General features: G+C 69.6%; 18 protein-coding genes. 9 read left to right on the forward strand and 9 right to left on the reverse strand.

From position 1 onward, the window contains the following. Positions 1 to 73: 73 nt before the first annotated feature. Positions 74 to 1102, reverse strand: coding sequence for a coiled-coil domain-containing protein (locus HNV26_RS23780; protein WP_171440836.1), 1029 nt, complete (start codon positions 1100 to 1102; stop codon positions 74 to 76). A 284-nt stretch (positions 1103 to 1386) separates the two neighbouring features. Here HNV26_RS23780 and asnS point away from each other — a divergent pair, with 284 nt between their 5' ends. Then, a complete protein-coding gene (gene asnS / locus HNV26_RS23785; protein WP_171440835.1) occupies positions 1387 to 2787 on the forward strand; it encodes an asparagine--tRNA ligase in 1401 nt (466 codons plus the stop codon). A gap of 48 nt (positions 2788 to 2835) precedes the next feature. On the opposite strand, the gene HNV26_RS23790 is transcribed toward asnS, so the two are convergent. Further along, positions 2836 to 4524 (reverse strand): CotH kinase family protein, encoded by a 1689-nt coding sequence (locus HNV26_RS23790; protein ID WP_216612658.1) that lies wholly within the window; start codon positions 4522 to 4524, stop codon positions 2836 to 2838. A gap of 245 nt (positions 4525 to 4769) precedes the next feature. Further along, entirely contained in the window at positions 4770 to 5441 is a 672-nt protein-coding gene (locus tag HNV26_RS23795) for an abortive infection system antitoxin AbiGi family protein (RefSeq protein WP_253816966.1), read from the reverse strand. 626 nt (positions 5442 to 6067) lie between these two features. On the opposite strand from HNV26_RS23795, the gene HNV26_RS23800 reads away from it, so the two are divergent. After that, on the forward strand, positions 6068 to 6682 hold the full coding sequence (locus HNV26_RS23800) for a hypothetical protein (RefSeq protein ID WP_253816967.1): 615 nt from the start codon (positions 6068 to 6070) through the stop codon (positions 6680 to 6682). A gap of 174 nt (positions 6683 to 6856) precedes the next feature. On the opposite strand, the gene HNV26_RS23805 is transcribed toward HNV26_RS23800, so the two are convergent. Beyond that, on the reverse strand, positions 6857 to 7768 hold the full coding sequence (locus tag HNV26_RS23805; RefSeq protein ID WP_171440831.1) for a hypothetical protein: 912 nt from the start codon (positions 7766 to 7768) through the stop codon (positions 6857 to 6859). A gap of 140 nt (positions 7769 to 7908) precedes the next feature. Continuing rightward, positions 7909 to 9285, reverse strand: coding sequence for a cytochrome P450 (locus HNV26_RS23810; protein ID WP_171440830.1), 1377 nt, complete (start codon positions 9283 to 9285; stop codon positions 7909 to 7911). Positions 9286 to 9428: 143 nt separating this feature from the next. Here HNV26_RS23810 and HNV26_RS23815 point away from each other — a divergent pair, with 143 nt between their 5' ends. The 4 genes from HNV26_RS23815 to HNV26_RS23830 all read left to right on the forward strand — a co-directional run bounded on the left by HNV26_RS23815 (position 9429) and on the right by HNV26_RS23830 (position 13430). Then, complete coding sequence (locus tag HNV26_RS23815; protein ID WP_171440829.1) at positions 9429 to 9848, forward strand: energy transducer TonB; 420 nt, start codon at positions 9429 to 9431, stop codon at positions 9846 to 9848. A gap of 20 nt (positions 9849 to 9868) precedes the next feature. Beyond that, the gene (gene deoD / locus HNV26_RS23820) at positions 9869 to 10588 is read left to right on the forward strand and encodes a purine-nucleoside phosphorylase (protein ID WP_140861701.1); all 720 of its coding nucleotides are present in this window, start codon (positions 9869 to 9871) and stop codon (positions 10586 to 10588) included. Between the two features lie 235 nt (positions 10589 to 10823). Further along, on the forward strand, positions 10824 to 12452 hold the full coding sequence (locus HNV26_RS23825; protein WP_366816932.1) for a penicillin-insensitive murein endopeptidase: 1629 nt from the start codon (positions 10824 to 10826) through the stop codon (positions 12450 to 12452). Between the two features lie 96 nt (positions 12453 to 12548). Then, positions 12549 to 13430, forward strand: coding sequence for an alpha-ketoglutarate-dependent dioxygenase AlkB (locus HNV26_RS23830; RefSeq protein ID WP_171440827.1), 882 nt, complete (start codon positions 12549 to 12551; stop codon positions 13428 to 13430). 18 nt (positions 13431 to 13448) lie between these two features. Here HNV26_RS23830 and HNV26_RS23835 read toward each other — a convergent pair whose 3' ends face one another. Beyond that, positions 13449 to 14705, reverse strand: coding sequence for a DEAD/DEAH box helicase (locus HNV26_RS23835; protein ID WP_171440826.1), 1257 nt, complete (start codon positions 14703 to 14705; stop codon positions 13449 to 13451). An 85-nt stretch (positions 14706 to 14790) separates the two neighbouring features. Here HNV26_RS23835 and HNV26_RS23840 point away from each other — a divergent pair, with 85 nt between their 5' ends. Continuing rightward, a complete protein-coding gene (locus tag HNV26_RS23840; RefSeq protein WP_253816968.1) occupies positions 14791 to 15264 on the forward strand; it encodes a putative toxin-antitoxin system toxin component, PIN family in 474 nt (157 codons plus the stop codon). A 71-nt stretch (positions 15265 to 15335) separates the two neighbouring features. After that, positions 15336 to 15962, forward strand: a complete 627-nt coding sequence (locus HNV26_RS23845; protein WP_171440824.1) for a hypothetical protein — start codon at positions 15336 to 15338, stop codon at positions 15960 to 15962. Positions 15963 to 16040: 78 nt separating this feature from the next. Here the strand turns inward: HNV26_RS23845 and HNV26_RS23850 are convergent, their stop codons facing one another. Next, entirely contained in the window at positions 16041 to 17567 is a 1527-nt protein-coding gene (locus HNV26_RS23850) for an NADase-type glycan-binding domain-containing protein (RefSeq protein WP_171440823.1), read from the reverse strand. Continuing rightward, on the reverse strand, positions 17564 to 18568 hold the full coding sequence (locus HNV26_RS23855; protein ID WP_171440822.1) for a multiheme c-type cytochrome: 1005 nt from the start codon (positions 18566 to 18568) through the stop codon (positions 17564 to 17566). Before HNV26_RS23855 ends, HNV26_RS23850 begins: the two co-directional genes overlap by 4 nt. A 54-nt stretch (positions 18569 to 18622) precedes the next feature. Between HNV26_RS23855 and HNV26_RS23860 the strand changes: the two genes are divergently transcribed. Beyond that, the gene (locus tag HNV26_RS23860) at positions 18623 to 19636 is read left to right on the forward strand and encodes a zinc-dependent alcohol dehydrogenase family protein (RefSeq protein ID WP_171440821.1); all 1014 of its coding nucleotides are present in this window, start codon (positions 18623 to 18625) and stop codon (positions 19634 to 19636) included. 90 nt (positions 19637 to 19726) lie between these two features. Here HNV26_RS23860 and HNV26_RS23865 read toward each other — a convergent pair. Further along, the coding region (locus HNV26_RS23865; protein WP_171452875.1) for an RIO1 family regulatory kinase/ATPase domain-containing protein at positions 19727 to 21086 on the reverse strand (1360 nt) is incomplete at its 5' end.

Consider the following 21086-nt stretch of genomic DNA (forward strand, 5'->3'; position numbering starts at 1 on the left):
AATAAGCCGTGAGCCAGAGACTCCCCGGCGGCGCCACGGCAGGGCGCGGCGCCAGGGAGCCCACCGCGCCGGGCTACTTGCCCTTGCTGTAGTCGCGGCTGGCGATGACGCCCTGGACCTCGGCCAGCGCGCGGGCGCCGGACGCGGACTCGAGCGCCTTCTCGGCGATGGCCTGGACCTGGCGCTTGGCCTCGGCCAGCTCCGTCTGAAGCGTCTGGAGCGCCTGGGCCTGCTTGGTGGCGGTCTCCTTGAGCGAGGAAATCTCCATGGCGGCGACGCGCTGCGCCGTCTCCGCGTCCTTGGTGGCGAGCGTGAGCTTCAGCTCCCACTCGGACTTCACCCGGTTGCCGGTGATGGCCGCGGCGGTGTCCGTCTCCTTCTTGAGCACCAGCGGGAAGTCCGCCACCTGCTTGCGCAGGTCCTCCAGCTCCTTCTCTCGCTGCTTCAGGGCGTCCTCGCGGGTGGCCCAGTCCTTCTCCAGCTTCTCCTTGCGGTCGCGCTCGGCGGCGGCCTGCTGGCGCAGCGACTCGGCGAAGGCATCCTGCTCCTTCTTGCGCTGGAGCTGGGTGTCATAGGCGTACTCCTCCTCGGCGCGCTTGCGGGCGACCTCGGTGGCCTGCCGCTCGGCGGACTGGTCCGCGGCGGCCTTCGCCCGGGTGTCCTCGATGTCCTTCTGGAGCCGCTCCATCTCCGCTTCCAGCTCGGCCTTCTTCTTGTCGTACTCGGCCACGAGCACGTCGATGGCGCTGGCGGCCACGTCCTTGCCGTGCAGCCCGTTCAGCTCCTCCGTCTTGAGCTGGATGGCCTCGTCGAGCTGCTTCAGCTCCTCCACCAGCGAGATGACCTGCTCGTTGATGCCGGCCAGCGTCTTGTTGATGGTGAGGCCCGCCTCCGTGACTTTCTTCACGGCGGATTCGGCGGTGAGGCTGGACACGTCCGCGAGGACGTTCTTCGCGTGGGCCTCCTGCGCGTCCTGCTCCTTGGTGGAGACGATGGGCTTGTTGCGCGCCTTGCGAGCGAGCTCCTCGAAGGCGGCCTTGGTGGCCTCGGTGGAGCGGTTGCGGGCGACGACGTTGCGCTTGGACGTCTTGCGAGTAGCCATGTGACTCTCCAGGTAGGGCACGGCCAGGGCAGGCCGTGAAGCCCGCGAGGGACGTGAGGGTTTCGTGGAATCGCTGGTCCCCTTTTCGGGCGACCATGGGAGAAAGATACCTGGGGGGTCTGACACGGTTGGCCGGGTTTCAGGCGGTCTGGCGGGGTGCTTGGAGCCCCCAGAAGCGCCGCCGGGCGGCCCGGGTTGCGATGCCTGGGGCCACAGCGCCCTTGTCCTCGGGGCCGGGGCCCGGCTAACTCGCAGTCCCCGAAACGGCTCAAGGGAGAGCGTCAATGCAGGTCGTCAGTGTGAAGAAGGCCCTCGCGGGAGGGGTGGAGGAGGGGACGAAGGTGGAGGTCCGCGGCTGGGTGCGCACGCGCCGCGACTCCAAGGCGGGCATCAGCTTCGTCAACGTCAGCGACGGGTCGACGTTCGACCCCATCCAGGTCGTCGCTCCGAATTCGCTGCCCAACTACGAGAAGGAAATCCTGCACCTCACCGCGGGCTGCTCGGTCATCAGCCGGGGCACGCTGGTGAAGTCCCAGGGCAAGGGGCAGGCCTACGAAGTCCAGGCGGACGAAGTCCAGGTGCTGGGCTTCGTGGACGACCCGGACACGTACCCCATCCAGCCCAAGCAGCACACGCTGGAGTTCCTGCGCGACGTGGCCCACCTGCGCGTGCGCACCAACACGTTCAGCGCCGTCACGCGCGTGCGCCACCGCGCGGCCCAGGCCATCCACCGCTTCTTCGACGAGGAGGGCTTCTTCTGGGTCAACACGCCCATCATCACCGCGAGCGACGCGGAGGGCGCCGGGCAGATGTTCCGCGTCTCCACGCTGGACGCGGTGAATCCGCCGCGCACGCCGGACGGGAAGATTGACTGGCACAAGGACTTCTTCGGCAAGGAGGCGTACCTGACCGTCTCTGGCCAGCTCAACGTGGAGGCTTACGCCCTGGCCATGTCCAAGGTGTACACGTTCGGCCCCACGTTCCGGGCGGAGAACTCCAACACCACGCGGCACCTGGCCGAGTTCTGGATGATCGAGCCGGAGATTGCCTTCGCGGACCTCAACGAGGACGCGAACCTGGCCGAGCGCTTCCTCAAGCACGTCTTCAAGGCGGTGCTCAATGACTGTGCGCCGGACCTGAGGTTCTTCGAGGAGCGGGTGCAGAAGGGCGTCATCGAGCGCATGGAGAAGTTCATCAACTCCAGCTTCGAGCGCATCGACTACACCGAGGCCGTCGAAATCCTGAAGAAGGCCAAGAAGAAGTTCGAGTACGCGCCCGAGTGGGGCAAGGACCTCCAGACGGAGCACGAGCGCTACCTCACCGAGGAGCACGTGGGCCGGCCCGTGGTGGTGATGAACTACCCGGAGGCCATCAAGTCCTTCTACATGCGCATCAACGACGACGGGAAGACGGTCGCCGCCATGGACGTGCTCGCCCCGGGCATTGGCGAAATCATCGGCGGCAGCCAGCGCGAGGAGCGCCTGGACGTGCTGGACCAGCGCATCCAGAAGTTCGGCCTGAAGCCGGAGGGCTACCAGTGGTACCGCGACCTGCGGCGCTACGGCACCGTGCCGCACGCGGGCTTCGGGCTCGGCTTCGAGCGGCTCATCGTCTACATGTGCGGTCTGCAGAACATCCGGGACGCGATTCCCTACCCGCGCGTGCCGGGCTCCGCGGCGTTCTAGACCGCCGTCCGGGTGTCCCCTCCACCGAGCGAGGGGACACCGCCCGTTTCAGGGCAGCTGGCTCTCCAGCGCGCCCCAGCGGGTCCGAATCCACTGGCGCACGTACTCGACTTCCTCTTCGTAGGAGTTGAAGTCCTGGCGCGTGTGCCAGTGGGGGAAGTTGCCATGGCCGCCCCATGGGTCGTTCGGGTCGCCGAAGGCGCGGTACCTGGCGCCCCACTTCGCCCAGTCACGCCGCGCGGAAGGCGCCGTCTCCTGGACGTAGCCGTCGATGAGGGCCTGAAGGACCTCCACGTTCAGCGTGTCGCGCAGCAGCGCCCGGTAGCGCTCGCGCATGGGCCCGGCGATGGTGGGGTCGGCCAGCATGCGCTCGAAGAGCAGGTTGTCCGCGCGGAACGTGGGGCGCGCCGTGGGGGAGGTCCGGGTGGTGTCGTAGGACTGCCCGAAGCTCGCGTCCAAGTCCCAGGGGATGAAGCGCCAGGGGCCGCCGGTGGCCGGGTCATAGGCGTGGTAGGCATTCTTCGCCTGCGAGTCCACGCCCAGGATGAGCGTGTTGAAGATCCACCAGTCCTCATAGTCCCGCGCATTCATCCGCTGCGGGAAGCCGGCGCGGAAGGCGTCCGCGTTCGAGTCCGCGATGAAGGCGGTGAGCGCCTCCAGGGGCGCGAAGGCGCCAGGCGCTCCTTCCTCGGGAGTGCCCTCCGACTTCTCGAAGCCTTCGTGGAGGCTGCTCTTGGGCGTGCCGTCCTTGCGCAGGCGAGAGAAGTTGGCGCGGTTGTCCACGGCCTTGAAGGCGTCCGCGTCCTTGTCGATGCCGTGCGCGGCCATCAGGCGCTTGTTGACGTGGTCCGCAGCCGTGTAGAGGCCGACGTATTTGTTGTTGGCGTAGAGCACCGCGCTGTAGGTGCGCAGGTGGATATGGCCCGGGCTCATCCGGCTCCACACGTCGAAGGCGAGCCGCGAGCGCATGTAGGAGTTGTCATTGAACGTGGTGATGAGCACCACGCGCTTGCGGTCCTTGAAGCCGTTTCCGAAGACGGGCTCGGTGAATAGGTCCTCATCCGGGAATTTCAGCGTGAGGCTGCGCTTGGGGAACACGCTGGAGGTGGCGCCCCGGTACTTCGCCTCCAGGTCGAAGCGCCGGCCCCGGTAGACGAGCTGCGCCGGCCGGTAGCCGCCCGCCGTCAAACCGCCCTCGTAGGAGAGGTGGAACACCGGCAGGCCGAACTCCTCCGTGTAGGCCGCCGGGTCGACGATGGGGACGTTGCCGGGCGCGGACTCGTTCTCCGCCACGCCGACCTTGAGCGTGCCCGTCTCGCCGGTGCTCTCTTCCCGGAGCGTGAGGTGCCACACGGCGGCCTGGTCCTTGCCGGGCGTCCAGCTCAGGGTGCCCGTGGCCGCATCGAACCGGGCGCCGGGCGGCAGGTTGTCCACGATGAAGCGCGTGTCTGGCGCGGCATGGCCGGTGGTGCAGGTCACGGTGGCGGAGACGGGCTCTCCCTCGAGCACCCAGCGTGGCTCGCCCGCGGTGGGCGCGCAGAGGTTGGCCTGCGGCGGTGGGCCGCCATCGGGCTCGCCGCCGTCAGGGGTCCCCGGACCGCTTCCCGCGTCGGGTGTCGCCCCTCCGTCCGTGCCGTTGGAGGGCTGGCCCGCATCGGGAAGCGTCCCGTTGTCAGGGGGCTCGCTGGCGGGGGCCGGAATGCCTCGGCTTCCGGAGTCGCCACCACACGCCACCATCAGCCCCGCGACTCCCGCCAGAAACAGCCTTGGAAAGCGTTTCCCGCCCACCTGGTCCCTCCCCCTCGAACAACGCCACGTCACGGCTCGCAGGATTAACCACTCCCTGACCTGCCTGGCACCCCCCGCGGTGCCGCCCGTTGTCGGCTCGTGGACGCCGCCGGAGGGAGGGCGCCCAGTGAGGCAATGACGGGATACGCGGTGTCCGGTGGGCAACCTCCCTGGGCCAGCTCGCTTCGAGGTGGCTAGCCGGCCTTGAGGCGCACGGAATCAGAGGCGTGCTTCGCGAGCGCCTCGGCGATCTGGTCCGACTTCCACAGCGGGTCCAGGCAGGGGCAGAAGTAGCCGGGGCCCGCCTTCTCCCGCACGGCCCAGGTGAAGAACTCGCGGGCGGTGTCGTGGAGCTCCTCGGGCAGGAAGAGGGCGGCGACGTCGTACTCGGTGAAGCGGAGCAGGCCCGGCACGCGCCACTCGCGCTCCCAGTCGAAGCGATAGCTGTAGGGCGCGTTGTGGTGGTCGCCCTGGATGTCCACGAAGGGCGTCATGGACCAGATGGGCTCTTGCTGGGGCGAAGGCGCCGCGAGCGCGCGCTCCACCTGATGCTTCAGGGCGAGGTGCGCGGGGGAGGCGTACTGGACGTACCAGACAGGGCCGCCGCCCTGGGAGAGGATGTAGCTCTTGCTGAAGCCAATGCCATACAGGCTGCGGCGCTGGACGAGCCGGGCGAGCTGGTCCAGGGGAATCTCGCTGAAGCACACGGAGCGGTGGCGCTCGGCGACGGCGGGCTCTCGGCGGGCGATGCCGAAGCCCTCGGCGCCGGGGATGAGCGTCCGGGCGCCGAGGATGCTCATCATGTTCTGGTAGGCGTCGAGACAGGGCGGTCCCGGCTTCGTGAAGTGAACCACGAAGTCAGACATGTCTCGCCACTGTGGATTCGTCTGGTAGCCGAGCATCATCCCTACTCCGCGGGCAATGTCTCGGACAGCACGCGGGGATGCAACTCGAACGACGCGTGGCACGCCGCGCCTGCCTGTCTTGTATTCGGGGGGACGGGGGCTGCCAGCGCAACGCGCTGCTCCCGATTGCCAGGCAGGGAAGCCTCCTGGGGGGCAGGAGCAGTTTGAGGGGGCTGCCGCGGCCGGGGATCTGGGCGACGGGCTTGGTGCTCGGGACGGGGGGCTCCTCGAGTCCCTCGCGCAGCGCCTGCGCGGTGCGGGCCGCACCGGCCTCGCTTCTGGCAGTAAGGGCCTCACCCCTCAGCCTTCGGCGTCGCGCTCTCCCGCCACGCGCACGGCAGCGGTGTGTCCGTTCACGTGCCGCAGGGGCCCCGCCCCCCTGGAAGGAGGCGCGCATTTCCCGCTGATTTTCTTCACATCGCCTGCGAGAGTGAAAATCGCGACAATTCGGGTTGTCGAGCTTCAGGATTTTGCGGCCAGGGTCCGCATGCGGGGACGTCAAAGGCGCGGCTCACGACGCGCCCGGCGAACCCAGGGCCTTGCCTTGCCACAATGCGTGACACGCGATGGAACGGATGAGGTCGAACATGTCTGGAAGGTCGGTGCTGGCAGTGTCGTTTGTCGTCTTGGCCTGCGCGCCGGCGATCGCGCAGACGGGGCAGTGGTCGCAGCCGACAAAGACCGAGCAATGGTCGCAACCGCCGCAACAGCAGCCGCAGGCCCAGACGCGCCCGCCGGCGCAATCCCCCGCGCCGACGCCGCCCGCGCCGGACAAGCCCGCTCAGTCCCAGCCGGGGCTCGGGTCCAGCCCCACCGCCCAGCAGGTCGATCCCCGGGCGATGGACAATCCGGAGGTCGTCCAGCCGCAGGGCAAGGTCCCGGCCGGCATGGTGGGGCGCTGGAATCTGTGGGTGCCCGGCGGCATCTGGTACAGCACCGACGGCAGCCGCATCTATCGCAACTATACGCAAGGCGCCGCCATGAACACCCTGACCATCCGCGCCAACGGCACCTACAGCTGGGGCGGGACGACGGGCCGGTTGACGGAGATCCGCCCCTGGTTTGCGCAACCCGGCGAGCGCTATTTCGCCGTCCAGCTCGATGCTGACCTCAAGTACATGGCGCGCCACGATGCGGGGAAGGGCAAGATCGACCTGTTCTTCTGGGGTGTGGGCGGCCACGCGGCGACCGGCACGCGCTGAGGCGTCTCGGCTGCCTCCGCGCCCGACCCGCGCGCTGCGCTGCCGCTGTGGGGCCGCGTCATCGCCCCCCACTTCGCGGTAGCCGGGGCGCTCCGGGCCACGGACCGGCGGCGTGGAGTCCCCCTCCATCACCCAGAGGGCGGGGGCCTCCGAGCCGTGCCTCCACGCGCGGCGCTACGGGGACGACGCAATCCTGTTCTCGCGCCCGCGCTCCTCGTAGTCGGGCCAGCCGAAGTGGCCTTCGTACTCCTCGACCCCCAGCTCCGCGGTGGCCGAGGCGCGCAGGGCCTCGAACTGGCCGCTGTCCCGCATCTCGAGCAGCGTCGCGACGAGCATCTTCCCCAAGTGCTCCTCGAGTTTCGCGTGCGCCTCGGGCGTGCCCCAGGTCCCATCCTCGCGGGCCGCGAGCTTCGCGCCATCGCGGCCCACCAGGGACGGCCTGTGCTCCTTCACGTCGGCCCAGCGCGGGACGAGGAGCTCCGCGAAGCCGAAATGGGTCATCGCGCCGCCACGTCCCGGCTCGGCCGCCGGGTCGAGGTCGAAGCTCACGTTCAGCGTCCCATTGTCGGTGGAGTACTGGAGCTCCAGTCGCTGGAGCGGCCGTGCGTCCTGGACCCGGGCGAAGTCCTTCACCGCCTTGGCGAGGAACTTTGCGACGCGCTGGCGCTCCTTGCCCAGGTCCAACGGGGCGACCTTCTTCTTCGGGGGAATCGCGACGTAGTACGAGGCGCGGAAGGCACCCTCGGTGCCCTCCCACGGAGCCAGGGCGATGAAGGCCTCGGTCTCGTGGCCCTTCGCGTCCTTCAACACCAGGTCACACCAGTACGTCGGTTGCGGGTGCAGGCGCTGCGTGCGGAAGACGGACCACCGGGGCTGCACGAAGGGCTTCAGCGTCGCGCTCGTGACCCGGAAGCCGCTCTTGCCAAGTCCGCGGATGAAGCTGTCGTTCTGACGAGGAGGGCCAGCCTCGGGAAAGTCGGGGTGTTCGTGCGCCCGCAGGCCGGACCAGTCACAGGCATCGAACAGCTCGCGCCAGCGGTCCACGAAGGCGACCGCGCCCGGGGGCGGGGGAGGAGAGGACGTCATGCGGTCGCTATACCTCAACGGCCTCGCGGCTTGCGTTCCACCAATCCGGGCGTGCCCCCGCCTCCTGGGGCGCGGGGATTGCGGTGATTTCTGTGCCGCCCCATCCGGCTCCTACCGCGTCTGATGCAACCAGGAGTCATTCAGGGCCGCGAAGCCGTGACCCAGACGCCGGGCCTGGGGCGCAGGGTGATGGCGGGCATGGGGTGGATGACCTGGCCCGGCGTCAGGTTCAGCCGGACGCGTTGGAGCAGGGTGGCCAGCACCAATACCAACTCCATCATCGCGAACTGGTTGCCGATGCACTGACGTGGCCCACCGCCGAAAGGGAACCAGGCGAAGCGTGGACGCGCCTGCTCCCGTTCGGGAAGGAAGCGATCCGGGTCGAAGCCTTCGGGATTGTCCCAGATGCTCGGGTGCCGGTGTGTCACCCAGGGGGCGAGCAACAGATGGGCGCCTTTGGGAATCCGGAATCCGCCCAGGAGGTCCTCCTCGGTGGCGATTCGAGAGAGGGCCCAGGCCGGTGGATAGAGCCGCAAGGATTCGTCCACCACGCGGTGGGTGAGTTCCAGCCGGGGCAGGTCCTCGTGCGTGGGGGGGCGGCCACCCAGCTCACGTGCCAGCTCCGACTCCATGTCCCTGCGCACCCCCGGGTGTTGGGACAACAGCATGATGGTCCATGCCAGCGCGCTCGCCGTCGTTTCGTGGCCGGCGAGCAGCAGGGTCAGGACCTCGTCGCGGAGCTGCGCGTCGCTCATCCGCTCGCCCGTGTCGTCGTCGTGTGCCTCCATCATCATCTGCAGCAGGTCGTGGTGCTCACCGCTCTCGCGCCGTCGCCTCGCGATGATGCCGTGCACCACGCGGTTGAGGCTGCCGACGTCTCGCTCGAACCGCCGATGGGCGGGAAGCGGAAGGCGCAAGGAAAGCGGCACGGGTTGTGTGAGCCGCTTGTAGACAAACACTTGCAGCCGGCTCATCACCGTCGCGATGTCATGCGCGGCGCCGCTGACATCGGCGCCGAACAGTGTCGTGCTGGCGATGCGAAGCGCCAGGCGGGTGAAGTCCTCGGCCACATTGAACGCGGCGCCCGTGTCGGCGCGGGCCTCCAGCGTGGCGGCGAGGTCCGCAGCCGCGTCCACCATGGTCCTCGTGAAGCCCGCGACCCGTTGGCGATGGAAAGCCGGTTGCGCGAGCCGGCGCTGCCGCAGCCAATGGTCCCCCTCGCTGGTGAGCAGGCCGTGGCCCAGCAGTTCTTGAAGCACCCTGAAGCCGCGCGACTGCTTGCTGTAGTTGCGCGCATGGTCTTGAAGGACGTGGCGCACGCCATCCGGGTGCGCCACCAGGACGAGGTCGGCGGGCCCCATGGGGAGGCGCACCACGTCGCCGTATTCCCGCACCTGGGCTTGCAGGAAGTGGAGCGGGTCCTTTCTCAGGGCACGGAGATGTCCGATCAGCGGGGCTCCTGGTGACAGGGGCGGAAGGGGCGCGGCGGTGGACGCACCCGCTGGATGGATGGACATGGCCGCGAGCTCCCTTCCTGGCAACGAAGCCTCATGCTGGGCATGGGGTGTTCATCCCCGGCGGCGAGCGCATCCGGGCCCGGCTCCGGCCCGTTGGAGGGCGCACGCTGGCGGACTACCATTGGCCTTTTCTTGACGAGGGAATGCTCTTGGAAACCCTGTTCCGAAATGGCCGCCTGGCGCTCGCCGCCGTGCTCGTCCTGGCCCTGTCGCCCATGGCCCTGGCCGCCGCGGGCAGTCCGCAACTCCAGGCCTTCTTCCAGCAGGACCTGACCAGCGCTGACTACCAGCAGAAGGTCTACTCGCGCGTCGCGGGGAAGTGGCGGCAACCCGGTGCCAAGGGGACGCCCGGTCTGGGGAAGAAGACGGTGGTCCGGGCCGTGATTGGCCGGGACGGCAAGCTCCTCTCCGCCGACGTTTCCACGGAGTCCGGTTCGAAGACGTGGGATGCCGCCGCGCTGTCAGCCGTGAAGAAGGCGGCGCCCTTCCCGCCGCTGCCGGCGAGCTTCCCCGGCGCCACGCTGGACGCCCACTTCCACGTAGCCTGGGTGGCCGGGCCCTGAGCGCGGTATATGGTGCGCCCATGGCGACTCCTCATATCTCCGCTGCCCCTGGCGACTTCGCTGACGTGGTCCTCATGCCTGGCGACCCGCTCCGCGCTCGTTACATCTCCGACCGCTTCCTGGAAGGTGCCCGCGAGGTCACCTCCGTGCGCAACATGCTCGGCTTCACCGGGACCTTCCGGGGCCGGCGCGTGTCGGTGATGGGGCACGGCATGGGCGTTCCCTCCATCTCCATCTACGCCACCGAGCTCATCAAGACGTATGGGGCGCGCGTCCTCATCCGCGTGGGCAGCTGCGGCGCGCTGAGCACCGACGTGAAGGTCCGGGAGGTCATCGTCGCGACAGGGGCCGGTACGGACTCCAACGTGAATCGGATGCGGCTGATGGGGCATGACTTCGCCGCGGTGGCGGACTTCACGCTCGCGCGTCGGGCCGTGGAGGCGGCGGAGCGGCGCAACAAGCCTGTGCGCGCCGGCCCCGTCTTCACCTCCGACCTCTTCTACCACCCGCAGGCGCAGCTCAACGCCACCCTGGCGCGGATGGGGGTCCTGGCCGTCGAGATGGAGGTCGCCGGCCTCTACGGCGTGGCCGCGGAGTCGGGCGCGCGCGCGCTGGGGCTGCTCACGGTGTCGGACCACATCATCACCGGGGAGAGTCTCACGCCGCAGGAGCGGCAGACGACGTTCGACGAGATGATTGAGCTCGCCCTGGACGTCGCACACGCCGAACCCACGCCGTAGCGCCTTGTTGGTGGGCAGGCGGGCAGGGGCCTGTCCGCTCTGAAGGTACGAGCGGGCCGCTCTCGGAGCGCTTTCCAGCGCCGGGGGCGGCCAGATTTCCCGGACGGTGCTTTGTGCCCAGCCGGATTCCGGGCCATCCTCCGGCCCGGTGCGTTACCCAATCTGGCTCCTCCTCGTTTGCGCCGGCTGTGCCGCGCGTATCTCCCCCCACGCTGGCACTGCGCCGGCCGCCGCCGTGCGTGCCCAGGACTCCGTCCCCGTGGCCGCCGCCGAGCCGCTACCCGAGGCTCCTCCGCTGGCGTCCGCTTCCGCCACCGAGCCGGTAGCCCCGGTGGCGGAGGCTGCTTCCGCGCCCACATCCACCGCGGAGGACTGCGCGTTGAGCGCGGAGGACCTGGAGTCCGAGGAGGAGGAGCTGGCCGAGGGCGAGGGCGACGACGGCGAGAAGGAGACGCCGGACGCCGTGGCCGCGGGCGCCGCTTCGACAGGGCCGCTCTACACGGCTGACATCTCCGATGAGGAGCTGGCGCGGCAGTGGAAGGACGAGATTGCCTCGCTGGGCTCCATGGCCGTGGGCTTCGCGCACAGCGGCCGGCTGGTGAACGCCAGGCAGTTCCCCCAGGGGGACGACTGGATTGTCGTCACTCCCGCGGGCGCCTGGGCCACCGAGGAGACCGTCAACTACCTGGCCGACGCCATCCGCGACGTGCGCGCCCGCTTCCCGAATGCGCCCCCGCTGCGGGTCAACGGGATGAGCCACAAGGAGGGCGGCTACATGCGCCCTCACAAGAGCCACCAGAACGGCCGTGACGTGGACGTGGGCTTCTACTACCCGACGGTGGACCCCATCCGGACCCGCGCGCGCGAGCACGTCATTGACGTGGCCATGAACTGGGAGTTCATCCGCTCGGTGCTCGTGAAGACGGACGTGCAGATGATTCTCGTCGACCGTCGCGTGCGGAAGGTCATCTACGACCACGCCGTGCGCGCGGGCGAGGACAAGGCGTGGTTGGCCTCGATTTTCAATGACGGCCCCACGGGCATCGTCCGGCATGCCCGCGGCCACCGCGACCACTTCCACATCCGCTTCCACAACCCGCGTGCCCAGGAGCTGGGCCGCCGGGTGCAGCCGTTCCTGGCGCTCCAGCCGGAGCACAATGTGACGACGCACCGCATCCGGAACGGTGACACGCTGGGCGGCATCGCGCTCAAGTACGGGTCGTCGGTGGCGATGATCAAGAAGGCCAACCGGATGAAGAACAACTTCCTGCGCGCGGGGAACCGGCTGTCCGTGCCCCTGCGCGGGCCCTGCACGCACTGCCCGATGCCGCCGCCGCTCGTGCTGCCCACCCGGCGCCTGCCGCCGAACGTGGTGGCGCCGACGATGGTTGCCGCCGCTCCCGCGGCGAAGGCGGAGAATGGTTGTGTCCGGACTGCGGGGGCTGTGGCGCAGGGGGCGGCCACCGTCGTTCCCGCGGTGGGCGCGGCCTCCGTCGAGGCGGCATCGACTGTGTTGTCCTCCGCGCCCGTTGGGGAGTCGACTCCGGTGGTGACGTCGGCTGTGGGGAACTCCGTGGATGCGGCCGCGGTGAAGCCCGCTGGAGGGACATCCATCAATGTGGCTTCGCCGGTGAAGCCCGCGAACGCCGTCAACGTGGCGTCGGCGGTGGTCCCCGCCGCGGCGGAAGGTGCCTCGGCGACGACGCCTGCCGCCACGAATACCGCGGTGGCGCAGCCCGCTTCCGCCAAGGTGGCTCCGGCGGAGCAGACCGCTGCGTCCAGCCCGGTTCCGGCGGTGCAGCCCACCGTCGTACCGACTCGCGAGAAGGGCGAGGGCGCCGTGGGCATCACTCACGGCCGCTGACCTGTCCTCCACCGGCCATGCAGGCTGGGGCCCCGTGTCTCCCATGTGGTGACACGGGGCTCGTTCGTTCCGGAGTGTGGTAGGCACGGGCCGTCCATGGCGTTTTCACCGCACAAGGGCCGCTCGCTGGCCCACAAGGCCCGTCAGCGCTCCCCCGGCCACCATTACAACGCGAGCTTCATGTCCGCCGCCGACCGCGCGGAGACGCTGAGCTGGCTCGCGACGCTCCACCCGCTGTGGGAAGAGCGCTACTCCAAGCACTTCCCCCCGCCGCCGGGGCAGTCCCAGCGGCGGCTGCTGCGGCCGGTGTACTGGCTCGGCAACTGGCAGTTCGCGTGTCTCGACTACTACCACCCGCCCAAGGGCATCCTGAACCGGTGCGTCCAGGCCGAGCCCTTTCCGGCGGTGCTCCAGCGCCAGGTGACGAAAATCGAGGAGCTGGCGCGGCGGATGTACCGCGGGCCGGACATGCCGCCCCGCTGGCACCTCAACACCTGCCTGGTGAACTTCTACGGCAGCCGGTTGGAGGACGGGCGCTGGGTGGACACCGCCCGAGTGGGCGAGCACAAGGACTTCGAGCCGGGCCCCGTGGCCTCGCTGTCCTTCGGTGAGCGTGCCCTCATCCAGTTCGTCACGTCCTCCCGCCCCGGCGAACGTGACGCGGTGGTGCTGGAGCAGTGGCTGGATGACGGCTCGCTCCAGCTCTTCGGCGGCGCGCGCTGGAAGGACCAGACGTTCCACCGCGTGCAGCGGGTGGACACGCGCACAGGCAAGACGCTGGCCCCGGAGCTGCCGGACTTCCGCACCCGCCGCATCAACCTGACGTTCCGCTACGTGCCGGACGAACACGTCATCCCGTTCGCCGCGCTCTCCCGCGAGGCACGCGAGGACGTGCGGCCCTACATGGCGAAGCTCGCGCAGGGCAGCGCCTTCTTCCGCGAGGCCCTCGCGCGCGAGGCGCCGGTCACGCCGGCCTGACGCAAGGCCGCTCCGCGCCTACGAGCGGCGCTTTCCGTGCGAGCGCGCGTGCCGTCCCGGTGTCTGGTCCGGCGTGCGCGTCGACTGCCCGTGGTCCTTCTGCGGAGGACCCGGGTCCTTCTGCGCGGCGAGGAAGGCCTCCCACGCCTCCTTGAAAACGGGGTCCTCGCGCGGCACCTGGACGCGGGGAATCTCCGAGCGCATCAGGTGCTCGATGCGCGTGATGACCTGCCCCTCGCGCGTGGTGGCGAAGGTGGAGGCGACACCGCTGGCGGCGGCCCGGGCCGTGCGGCCGATGCGGTGCACGTAGTCCTCGGGTGCGTGGGGCAGGTCGTAGTTGATGACGTGGCCCACGTCCTCCACGTCGAGCCCGCGCGCCGCGATGTCGGTGGCCACGAGGCAGCGGTAGGTGCCGTTCCGGAAGCCCTCCATGGCCTGCTTGCGCTGGTTCTGCGTGCGGTCCGCGTGCAGCACCGCGGTCCGGTGTCCCGCGCGCTGGAGCGCCCGCTGGACCTTGTCCACGCGCTCCTTCGCCCGGGTGAACACCAGCGCCGTCGCCGAGTCCTGGGCCAGCAGGGTGAGCAGCAGCGGCGTCTTCTCCTCGGGGCGGAGGAAGTACAGCCGTTGCTCGGCGCGCTCGGCGGGCGTGCCGCTGCGGGTGACCTCCAGGCGCACGGGCCTGTACAGCCGGCTCTTGGCGAAGCGGGTGACGTCGGGCCCGAGCGTCGCGGAGAACAGCAGCGTCTGCCGGCGGCGAGGCAGGTGGGCGACGATGCGTTCGAGCTGCGGCAGGAAGCCCATGTCGAGCATCCGGTCCGCTTCATCCAGCACGAGCGCTTCCAGGTGCGGGAAGCGGATGGCGGTGTTCTCCATCAGGTCCACCAGCCGCCCGGGCGTGGCGATGACGAAGGAGGGCAGCGTCTTCAGGGTGTTGACCTGCGCGCCCATGTCCTCACCGCCAATGACGGTGGCGTGCGTGAGGCGGCGGGGCTCCGCGAAGAAGCGCACCGGCTCCGCGATTTGCTGGACCAGCTCACGCGTGGGGGCCAGCACCAGCGCGAGCGTGCCCTTCTTCCCCGCGAGCCGTTCCACCAGGGGGAGGACATACGCGGCCGTCTTGCCCGTACCGGTGGCCGCGCAGCCGATGACATCCCTCCCGGCGAGCGCTGGAGGGATGGCCTGCTGCTGGATGGGCGTGGGCTGCGTGAAACGCGCGCGGCGCAGGGCGCCCAGCGTCTCCCGCGAGAGGCCCAGATTGTCGAAGGTGTCGCTCACGGCTTGGGGGTACCACGTCGCGAGGCCTCGTGGGAAAGGGCCTCACGGGGCAGGCACCGTGATTCCCGCCCGCCAGGAGGGCATGATGGCCGGATTGGAACACCTGATGCCCTTCACACCGCTGCCGGTGGTCCTGGATACCAACGTGGTTCTGGACCTCTTCGTGTTCGATGACCCCTACACACGCCCGCTGGCCGAGGCCCTGGCGGCGGGGACGCTGACGGCCTGGACGGACGCGGACACGCTGGCGGAGCTGGGCTACGTGCTGGCCTCGCGCAACTTTCAACCCGGCCTGGGGGCGCCCCAGCGGACCGCTGCGTTCGAGCGGTACCGGGCCCAGGTCCACATGGCGCCGTCCGCCGAGTCCGCGCCCATGCCGTCATTGCCCCGCTGCCGGGACCGGGACGACCAGAAGTTCCTGAGCCTGGCCGCGCGAGCCGGAGCGGCGTGGCTGGTGAGCAAGGACAAGCGGGTGTTGTCCATGGCGGACCGGGCGGGCCTGTCTTTCGCCATCCTCACGCCGCGGCAGGCCGTGGCCCGCCTACCACCCAGGGGGTAGATACACGCCGCCCGCTCCGGAACATCTTTCGCGTCGAGCTGCACATTCACTCGATTTCCAAGCGAGAGAACATGTTCCGGATTGCGATGGTCGTGGCGCTGGCCCTGTCCACCTTCGTTGGTTGCGGTGGCGATGACGACAACCCTGACGGCACGCCGCAGAAGGTGCAGTGTGATGCCTCGAACTGCGCGGGCTGCTGCTTCAACAATGTCTGTCAGACGGGGACGTCGACCTCCGCGTGCGGCAAGGCAGGGGCCACGTGTCGGGCGTGTGGCACCGCGCAGGTGTGCAAGGCGGACCAGACCTGCGGCGTGGACCCGGAGGGTGTCTGGCGCGTCCAGCCCGTCTCCGCCCAGATTGCCACCAGCAACAATGGCTCGGCGTGGGACGCTGACAGCTCACCGCCGGACGTGTTCCTCGAGATGGCCTGCCCGGGAGGAACGTCCGTGTTCATCTCGGACGTGGTGCAGAGCTACACGCCGGCGTGGACCACGGGCGGGTGTACGGCGCGAGCGAGCCAGTTGATGGCGGAGCAGTGGGCCTTCCGCATCTGGGACGAGGACCTGGCGTCCGACGACACCATCACGGATGTCCTGGGCATGCGCTTCACCGAGCAGCACTTCGCCGCGGGTACCGTCACCATCGGTGCTTCTGGCGGCATGACGTCGCTGACGGTGCAACTCCAGAAGCAGCCCTGAGTCCGGGGACTGAATCGCACACGGCGGCTCCGGACAGGGTCGCCGGGTCCGCCGTGGGCGTCGATACGCTCAGGCGGCTCAGGCCCGAGGCGCCGGGCGGTAGCGGAGCACCTGGACCCGGGTCTCGGAGACGAGGAAGCTGGTGATGGCGGTCGGGCTCGCCTTGCCGTTCGTCTCGCCCCAGTCGATGACATGGATGCGCAGGGCGACGGTGCCCTCCATCATCATGTCTGTCTGGTCGTTCGTGAGCACGACCGCTGCTTTCTCGCCCGCGTAGGTGACGAGCGTCTGACGGAAGGCGTACCAGGACTCCCGGCTCCCGGAGAGCTCGGACTTGCCACGCAGGAACGCCGTGGGGCGGGCGAGTGAGCCCAGGAGGAAGTCGCCGCCGGTGAGCTGGTGTTTGAGCTTCTCTGCCGCGGGGAGGTTGGGGTCGCCGCAGCCCATGCACTCGTCCGCGCAGGAGCAGCCGGAGCTGTCCTCGCGGGTCCCCGCGCGGCGCTTCTCACACTGGCTGATGCAGGCCTTGGTCTGCTGGGCCTCCTTCTTGTCCAGCTTCTCGATGCTCGCCAGCATCCGCGCCTGGCTGGCATCCGCCTCGAAGAAGGATGCGTCTCCCAGGTGGAGCAGCCCCGCGACGCGCACGATGCCGTCGCTCTCCATGGCGGACAGGGCCGTGCGCGCCGAGGCCGTCTGGGCCTTGAGCTGCGCCGGCTTGACGCGTGTCCACTTCGCGCGCGCCTCGGAGTCCTGGCCCTCGTAGTCGAGGCTCGCGCGGTCGAAGAGCTCGGCCACCTTCTTCGCGCGCTCCAGCGCCGACTTGTAGCTGGCCTTCACCGGAACCGTGGAGAACAGTCCGACGGCGTAGGTATTTCCCCGCGGAGGCTCACCCTCCTCGGGGGAGCGCTCCAGCGTGAGCAGCTTCTCCACCTCGTAGCGGGGCGCCCACTCCATCTTGGAGGCGCTCCCGCTGCGGGTGGCGGCCTGCTTCCGCTCGAGCGCGAAGGCGCGGATCTGCTCGAAGGCCGCGGCCTCGGCCTCCGGCTTGTAGGGGTCTTCCCCCTCCACGTACACGCGGAAGTCGCTGAGGCAGGTGTCGTCGTAGGACGTCCCGGGATAGGTGGAGACGAGCGTGAGCCGCACGCCGTGGACCTTGTTCGGAACGGGCAGGCGGACTTCCTGCCAGCCGAGGACGTCCTTCAGCTCCATCTCCAGCGCGGTGCCCGTCACCTGGGGGCCCGTCTCTCCCTGGACCAGCGGCTCCAGCTTCACCTTGCGAGGCCGGGCGTTGGCGCGGAAGAGCTTTTCGGACTTCTGGAAGCCATTGCGAAGGAACAGGCGGTACGACTTCGCGCGCGACAGCTCCGGTCCCCACCATTCAATGGCCTCGCCCTCGCCGCGGCCCTTGGCGCCTTCCACCCAGGCGGTGGCCGGGTCGTCATCCGCGATGTAGAGCGGCAGATAGTTCTGGGCGTGCTTGTTCCAGCCGTTCTCCAGGAAGGAGGAGGCCGTCACACGGCGGGGATGCAGCCGGTTCGCCGAGCCCGCATTGGGTTCGAGCATGACGGGCGGTGTCGCGGCGAGGAGGAGCGACAGGAGAATCATGGCGTGCGTTCCTTCGGGGTGTGTGACGGCGGAAAGGGTTGAAGGGGCTCGGCCCAGAGCACGAGCCGGGACAGGCCCGGCGGGTAGAGCCCCGAGTCTTCCTGCTCGCGGGACACGAGGTGGTAGACGACGCGCGCGTAGCGGGCCCCCTTGGGGAGCGGCACCTGGCGTGTCTCTCCAGGCAGCAGGCGCGTGTCCTCCACCGCGCCCAGGTGGGGCAGGAGCTCGTGGGGCCACTCCCGGACCTCCAGGCTGCGGCCGAACGTGGCCACCGTGCGGGAGGTTTCGAAGAGGGGGCCGTCGGAGACCTCCACGCTCACCCAGCGCATGACGTCACCCGAGGGAAAGGCATGGCCCACCTCGCGCGTGGAGACGCGGAGTGACGCGCCCGCCTGTTCCACCCTGAGCGCGGCCTTGAGGGACTCGGTGCGCCGCGTGCCTCCGAAGCCGTGGTCTCCCTGTGGCATGTGGCAGGACGTGCAATGGCGCGTGTCGCCGCTCTGGGTCTGCCAGCGGCGCCACTCTCCCACTGTGTCCTGTTGAAGCTGCGTGGAGGAAAGCCGCACCCGCTGGCCCGCGCTCGTCAGCACGGGGAAGCCGAATTGGTGACAGCCCGCGCAGGGCATGCCGGGTGCCTGGCCTTCGTTGCCCGTGGGGGCATGGCAGCCGGCGCAGGTGACACCGTGTTCCTCGGGAGGACTGTCCTTGGGGAGCGGGCCCCGCTCCAGGTTCCGGGCGAGCGGCGCGTGACATTGCACACACCAGCCGGGCCGGTCTTCCGTCAACGCGACCTGGAAGACGTCATCCGCGCGGGCCGTGGCGTGCCCGCTGTGTCGCCAGGCGTCCACCTGGACGGCGTGGCATTCCGCGCAGCGCTGGACATTCCAGTCCGGTAGGCCATGCGGCGCGGGCCCCACGTCCATGCGCGCGGTGCCCTTGGGAAAACGCGGCGTGGGGGCTGTGGCCAGCAGCGAACACGTGAAGAGGACGAGCACGGACACGGTGGCCCCGCACTGTATGCGTGATTGGGAGGGGCGCGGTACAACGCCTCACCCATGAAAGCCTATGAAATCCAAGCAGGGTTCGGGTTGGACAACCTGGTGCAGGTCGAACGGCCGGACCCGACTCCAGGCCCCATGCAGGTGCGGGTGCGCGTGAAGGCCACGAGCCTCAACTCCCGTGACTTGATGATGGTGGAGGGGCGTTACAACCCCCGGCAGAAGCTGCCGCTCATTCCCAACTCGGACGCGGCGGGCGTCGTGGACGCGGTAGGCCCGGGTGTGACGCGGGTGAAGCCCGGTGACCGGGTGATGAGCCTCTTCTCCCAGGCCTGGAGCGCCGGAGAGCCCACGCGGGCGGCGCAGGTGAGCACGCTGGGGGGACCGTTGGACGGTGCCCTCTCGGACACGGTGCTGCTGCACGAGGACGGCGCGGTGCCCACGCCCGCCTATCTCACCGACGAAGAGGCTGCGACGCTGCCGTGCGCGGCCGTGACGGCGTGGAGCGCGCTGGTCACCCATGGGGCGCTGAAGGCGGGAGACACCGTCTTGCTTCAGGGGACCGGTGGCGTGTCCATCTTCGCGTTACAGATTGCCAGGCTGCTGGGCGCGCGAATCATCATCACCTCCAGCAGTGACGCCAAGCTGGCGAGAGCCCAGGCGCTCGGCGCGCATGAAGGCATCAACTACGGGACGACGCCGGACTGGGACAAGGCGGCGCGCGCGCTGACGGGCGGCGTGGGCGTGGACCACGTGGTGGAAGTGGGTGGGGCGGGGACCTTCGAGAAGTCGCTGCGCGCGGTCCGGCCCGGCGGCACGGTGTCTGTGATTGGCGTGCTCAGCGGTGGCGCGGGGACGGTGCCGCTGACGCCCATCCTCATGCAGAACCTGCGGGTGCAGGGCATCTTCGTGGGCCACCGGCAGAGCTTCGACGCGCTCAACCGGGCCTTCGCGTTGCACACCGTTCGCCCGGTGGTGGACCGCGTCTTCGAGTTCTCCGAGGCACGCGCTGCCTTCGAGTACCTCAAGAGTGGGGCGCACTTCGGGAAGGTGGTCGTCCGGGTGGGGTGATGCAGTCCCCATCCATTGTCCCGCCGGTGCCATGCACGAGGTCCTCGAAGGCGGGCCCCGGAGTTCGCTCCGGGAGCCCCGAATGACGGCTCAGGAGCCCGCTTCGTGCGAGTCTGGGTCGGACGATGAGGACGGGCGGGCCACGTAGGAGACCTGGGGCCCGCCAGTCCGCGGAGAACGCGGACCTCCGCGGCCCTGGGACTGGCGCGGCTGTCGAGGGCCCCCCTCGTTGCCGCCGTTGCCTGGACGAGATTCCCGAACCGTATTCTGCGCGGCAGCGCCTGGCATGGACCGCGTCTCGACGACAGGCTCCGGCCTGCCATTGCCGCGCCGCTCGTTCCGGTCGGAGCGAGCCCCTCCACCGCGAGGACCCCTCGGGTTCGTCGGTGAGGCGAAGGCGTCGCCGCGAGGCTCGGTCCGTGGTGGACGGCCGTTGTCGAACGCACGCTGCTCATTGCCGGGCACGCTTGGCGCGCCACCGCGCGGGTTGGCGCGGGGAGGCCGGCCATTGTGTTGTTCGTTCTGGCGGGGGCCTCTCGATGGCGCGCTGTCCGCGAGCGGCCCATTCGGCTGGGGACCGCCCATCCCTCTGCCGTTCGCACGCGCCTCATTCTGGCGGGGGCCGTTCTGGAACCTGCCGTTCGCACGAGGCTCGTTCGAGCGCGGACCGCCATTCGAGGCGCGAGGCTCATTCGCGCGCGGGCCGCCCTGGGGGCCACCACTCGCACGCGGCTCGCCTGGGCGCCCAGGCGCACCGCTGCCCGTCCGCTGCCCATTCTGCGGCGGTCGTGCGCCGTTGCCTCCGCCCCTCGGCGGGGGTCGGCCTCCTCCAAAACCCCGGTTGCGCCCGCCCCGAGGCGGAGGTGCCGCCACCGCGGGCTTGCCACGCTCACCGCCACCCTGCCTGAGCACCAGCGCCTCCAACTCCCGAAGCTCGGCCTCGGCGGCCTCTTCGGGCGTCATGTCGCGCTGGGGGGCGGCGGCTTGCTCGACCGGCGCGGGCGGCGGCGGGCGGAACCCGCCTCTGCGCTCGTCACCCTGGGGCTGGAACCCCTGGTTCCGAGGCCCTCCGCGACCGTGATGGCGAGGCCCCTCCCGGAAATTGCCCGACGGCACGAAGTCCGGGGTGAGCTCCCGGCGCACATAGGCATTCCAGATTTCGCTCGTGTCGCCCGCGGCGCCATGCAGCCAGGGCGCGGTGCTCGCGAGGAAGTTGCGGACGTTGTCCAGGTCGCGCCGGAAATAGAACTCCGCGCGGTTGTTGCGAGCAGCCGCCACCGTCTGCGGGAAGTCGATGATGACCGGCCCCGCATAGCTCATGAGGATGTTGTACGGGGACAGGTCGCCGTGGATGAGGTCGGCGCACAGCATGTTGATGACCTGCGCTCGCAGGTCCACGTAGAGGGCGTGCGCGTCCTCGGGGGTGCTGGGTGGGGCTTCCACCATGCGC

The sequence above is a fragment of the Myxococcus xanthus genome, assembly GCF_013116825.1.
In the GTDB taxonomy this organism is placed as follows: domain Bacteria; phylum Myxococcota; class Myxococcia; order Myxococcales; family Myxococcaceae; genus Myxococcus; species Myxococcus xanthus_B.

Bases quoted from the DNA above. Each gene is read 5' to 3' on its own strand.
- HNV26_RS23795 (WP_253816966.1), bottom strand. From the start codon at position 5,441: ATGTCTGACTTCGTGGTTCACTTCACGAAGCCGGGACCGCCCTGTCTC.
- HNV26_RS23800 (WP_253816967.1), top strand. From the start codon at position 6,068: ATGTCTGGAAGGTCGGTGCTGGCAGTGTCGTTTGTCGTCTTGGCCTGC.
- HNV26_RS23850 (WP_171440823.1), bottom strand. From the start codon at position 17,567: ATGATTCTCCTGTCGCTCCTCCTCGCCGCGACACCGCCCGTCATGCTC.
- HNV26_RS23790 (WP_216612658.1), bottom strand. From the start codon at position 4,524: ATGGTGGCGTGTGGTGGCGACTCCGGAAGCCGAGGCATTCCGGCCCCC.
- HNV26_RS23830 (WP_171440827.1), top strand. From the start codon at position 12,549: ATGGCGTTTTCACCGCACAAGGGCCGCTCGCTGGCCCACAAGGCCCGT.
- HNV26_RS23810 (WP_171440830.1), bottom strand. From the start codon at position 9,285: ATGTCCATCCATCCAGCGGGTGCGTCCACCGCCGCGCCCCTTCCGCCC.
- HNV26_RS23815 (WP_171440829.1), top strand. From the start codon at position 9,429: ATGCTCTTGGAAACCCTGTTCCGAAATGGCCGCCTGGCGCTCGCCGCC.
- deoD (WP_140861701.1), top strand. From the start codon at position 9,869: ATGGCGACTCCTCATATCTCCGCTGCCCCTGGCGACTTCGCTGACGTG.
- HNV26_RS23860 (WP_171440821.1), top strand. From the start codon at position 18,623: ATGAAAGCCTATGAAATCCAAGCAGGGTTCGGGTTGGACAACCTGGTG.
- HNV26_RS23840 (WP_253816968.1), top strand. From the start codon at position 14,791: ATGGCCGGATTGGAACACCTGATGCCCTTCACACCGCTGCCGGTGGTC.
- HNV26_RS23805 (WP_171440831.1), bottom strand. From the start codon at position 7,768: ATGACGTCCTCTCCTCCCCCGCCCCCGGGCGCGGTCGCCTTCGTGGAC.
- HNV26_RS23845 (WP_171440824.1), top strand. From the start codon at position 15,336: ATGTTCCGGATTGCGATGGTCGTGGCGCTGGCCCTGTCCACCTTCGTT.
- HNV26_RS23780 (WP_171440836.1), bottom strand. From the start codon at position 1,102: ATGGCTACTCGCAAGACGTCCAAGCGCAACGTCGTCGCCCGCAACCGC.
- asnS (WP_171440835.1), top strand. From the start codon at position 1,387: ATGCAGGTCGTCAGTGTGAAGAAGGCCCTCGCGGGAGGGGTGGAGGAG.